Genomic DNA, 3284 nt, shown 5'->3' on the forward strand with positions numbered 1-3284 from the left:
AAATACCCTAACTATTTTCCCTTTAATCATCTACATCATATACAAAAATGTTTTTTGGGGGTTTGGGTTGTTCGCTCGCTATGCGCGCTACCGACCCACATTTGCTCACCCATAAAAACTCATTTAACACCCGGATCAACCATCGGTGAGCGGAGCGAACCAGGCTCACCCGAGCGATAGCGAGGGCCGCAGCAACCTTTATATATATTGCCTTTAGTTGCCCTTTGTTACCCTCTGCTAAACTATAGTAACCTTTATGCTCTCGCGAGTCGATATATATGTGGTGAATTGTGATGCCTGCAAGCCCACAAACCAAAAACCGCCGGTTCAAAATCGGCATAGTTGGATTTATGACCGCAGCTGGAAGTGCGATCCACATCGACACTCCGACCGGGAAGTACATACTCCCGGCATACAAATGGGTTAGACTCTTAACCGGACAACAATCCGTATTCGGATGGGTATTAGACCTTAATTGTTCCCTCGATGGATCATGTACCATCTGCTGCACCATTGAGCAGGACCTGATCAAAGTCGAAGATCAGGAGCAACATGAAGACTATTTTATCCGGGTTGAAGACATGCGAAATCTCGCTCCCGGACAGATACTCCCGGTATATGGCACTGCTTCCCCGGCGTGGAAATACCACAAATCCGGCATATCTACCATGATAGAGAGACTCACCCGGATGACCACCCCGACTGAGGTGCCAGCATGAAGTTCAACACCGCTTCAACCTCTATCACCATTTTGGAGAAGTATCAGAAGGAATTCACACAGTACATGGCCGTGAAAGTTCCGGAGCTGCAGCAATGGCTGACAGACAAACAGTTTGCAGTCCCGTTTGCGGTCGAATGTGCTATCAGAGATCATCCGGACTGGTTTGAATTCTTCTTTCACCAATTCAGACGAGACGCGAAGTTCTACGGAAAAGACCCCGATTTCATCATCAGAGAGCGAGTCACCCAGGGCCTGACCCGTATGGAGGTCATCGCATGAGTTCCTCTTCGTTTGCCAGAGCAGAGGCTGCCTGGCTGGAACCTCCGGAATATCGCCCAACTCCTGACGACCTTGATCAGGACCTCCAGCGGGTCCGGGGAGAGGTTGAAAAACTCACCCTCGATTTTGCCGAGGAATACTGCGGCGAAATCGAAGACTCATCAGATGTAGAAGCGATCGTCACGGCCGCAAAAACCATGATCGAAGTCCTTGACGAGAAGGCAGCCGAGATGACAGAACTTGAAGAATCACTCTCTTCTCTCCCTGACCCGGATGCCGGGTATGACGATCCTGATTTCCGGGGGGATGGTGAATAATGGCACTCGTCCGGATTCAATCACCCTCAATCACCATCGAGATTGAGGGAGACGAAAAACAGATCGAAAATATCCTGCAGCTGATGAACACCGTGCAGATCAAGATCTGCAGCCACTACAACGGTATAAGAATGGGGATGAATTAAATGATACTCGTCCGATTCAAGACCGTAATCAAGGATATCACCGTTGAAGTAGAGGGAGAAGCAGAATCCCTCACCGATATCTTTGAAGCCTGGGAATCATTCATTCTCTCCACCTACCAGGTAGAGCACGAAGCCCAGCCAAAAGGTTTCAATGATCTGGATATTCACGTAAAAAACCTCTGTAATCCCATCGAAGAGGTGGACTGATGACCGAAACCCTTGATCTCTTCGGATCGGTCATCTCCTCCTACTCCCGGAGTAACGCAATAGATGACGGTATCCTGATCGAAGTTCCAAAAGAGTTCAGCAAAGAGGCCGGGATCACCTTCCCGGTCGCCTATACTGTCGGTCTCTCTGAGTATGTAGAACCTGACGATATCGCTGAAATGCCAGGACAGAGCAGTGACGGGAGACTCTGGGACCTGCTGTTCATGTTCAGAATGGCGGCGAAAACCTCCAAAACCCCCTCTGACCGGCTGACCTACAAGGTCATCTTCCAGATGAGAAGACAGATTCACAACAGGAAAATTACCGTACCTGAAACCATAACCGTGTATGCAGTCTGCGGACCGGGAGACAACGGCGAGCCGGTTATCACTCTCATGCTCCCCGGGGAGGACTAAACCCATGAAATTTTTGTCCGTGAAGCAGGCTGCCGAGCAGCTGAACTTCTCACCTAAAACCATCCGCGGGTTGATACAATCCGGCCAGCTCCCGGCCAGTAAGATTGCCGGAGAATTCCGAATAAACCAGGATGACCTTTTAAAGACCATTGAATCCTCAAAGGTGGAAGCCACGCCATCAGGAGGAGAATAATCATGTCCCTCTGTGATGAAATTTTGAGAAATGCTAGCAGCCCGGCAGAAAAAGAGTACCGGATTGTTAACCTGAAAGCTCAGAACTTCCTCAAACTCAAAGCCGTGGATATCACTCCGGGGACTAATAACGCGATCTATATCACCGGAAAGAATGGAGCAGGAAAGAGCTCGGTTCTCAAAAGTATCTGGTCAGTCTTCGCCAATAAGGAACTTTCCCGTGATCATTCATCCCCCATCAGGGATGGTGAAGAGACCGGATCAGTCCGGGTGGACCTCGGAGAACTTACTGTTACCCGGACCTGGACCTCTGAAGGATCTTATCTCAAGGTTGAGGGAAAGAACGGAGCGGTATATCAGAGTCCGCAAACTCTCCTCAATAAACTCAAAACAAACCTAAGTTTTGACCCGTTAGCCTTCACGCGGATGGACCGGAAAGAACAGCGGGCCACTCTGATAAAACTGATCGGCATCGATATCGAACCGTTAGATCAGGAACGGGAAGGATTCTTCAACGCCAGGACGAACCACAACCGGCTGGTGAATGAACTTACCGCTGAACTCACCGCATACCAGGGGATACCAGTAGAAGTCCCGAATCAGATGATATCTGCAGCCGACCTCATCAAAGAGATCAGAGAGGCAGAAGCACAGAACAGCGCCTTCTTTACCATAAACAGGACTATCGAAAATACCGAAGAAGAGATCGTAGAACTCGAAACCCGGCTGAAAGAAACGAAGGACAGACTGAATACTCTTCTACTACAATCCGAAGATATGGCCGAGATCGATATCTCACCTCTTGAAGATAAACTCTCGAAGATCGAAGAGACGAATACTCAGGTAGCCCGGAAGCAGAAAGCAACCGAGATCATGAACAAGCTTCGGGAAGCCTCAAAGAGATCTGATGACTTGACCGCAAAGATGGAGGAGATAGACCGGAAAAAGAAAGATCTCCTCAAGACTGCAGCCTTCCCAATCAAAGGACTTTCATTTGACAAAGACG

8 protein-coding genes are annotated in these 3284 nt (G+C 49.0%); all 8 read left to right on the forward strand.

Annotated features, from left to right (window positions below; translation table 11 throughout):
- The first annotated feature begins 293 nt into the window (after positions 1-293).
- The gene (locus tag LUQ50_RS12785) at positions 294-719 is read left to right on the forward strand and encodes a hypothetical protein (RefSeq protein ID WP_300040247.1); all 426 of its coding nucleotides are present in this window, start codon (positions 294-296) and stop codon (positions 717-719) included.
- Positions 716-1000 carry a hypothetical protein gene (locus LUQ50_RS12790; protein WP_300040249.1) on the forward strand — a complete coding sequence of 95 codons (285 nt, stop codon included), beginning with the start codon at positions 716-718 and terminating at the stop codon, positions 998-1000. Before LUQ50_RS12785 ends, LUQ50_RS12790 begins: the two co-directional genes overlap by 4 nt.
- Positions 997-1317 (forward strand): hypothetical protein, encoded by a 321-nt coding sequence (locus LUQ50_RS12795; RefSeq protein WP_300040251.1) that lies wholly within the window; start codon positions 997-999, stop codon positions 1315-1317. Before LUQ50_RS12790 ends, LUQ50_RS12795 begins: the two co-directional genes overlap by 4 nt.
- Complete coding sequence (locus LUQ50_RS12800) at positions 1317-1463, forward strand: hypothetical protein (protein WP_300040253.1); 147 nt, start codon at positions 1317-1319, stop codon at positions 1461-1463. The genes LUQ50_RS12795 and LUQ50_RS12800 overlap by 1 nt, the downstream gene beginning before the upstream one ends.
- Positions 1464-1670: a hypothetical protein gene (locus LUQ50_RS12805; RefSeq protein WP_300040255.1), complete on the forward strand. Its 207-nt coding sequence runs from the start codon at positions 1464-1466 to the stop codon at positions 1668-1670.
- Positions 1670-2086 (forward strand): DUF6573 family protein, encoded by a 417-nt coding sequence (locus LUQ50_RS12810; RefSeq protein ID WP_300040257.1) that lies wholly within the window; start codon positions 1670-1672, stop codon positions 2084-2086. The genes LUQ50_RS12805 and LUQ50_RS12810 overlap by 1 nt, the downstream gene beginning before the upstream one ends.
- 4 nt (positions 2087-2090) lie before the next feature.
- On the forward strand, positions 2091-2279 hold the full coding sequence (locus LUQ50_RS12815; RefSeq protein WP_300040259.1) for a helix-turn-helix domain-containing protein: 189 nt from the start codon (positions 2091-2093) through the stop codon (positions 2277-2279).
- Between the two features lie 2 nt (positions 2280-2281).
- Positions 2282-3284 (forward strand): hypothetical protein (locus LUQ50_RS12820; protein WP_300040261.1); only part of this gene is annotated, 1003 nt, incomplete at its 3' end.

This window comes from Methanospirillum sp., from assembly GCF_028679455.1.
Taxonomy (GTDB): domain Archaea; phylum Halobacteriota; class Methanomicrobia; order Methanomicrobiales; family Methanospirillaceae; genus Methanospirillum.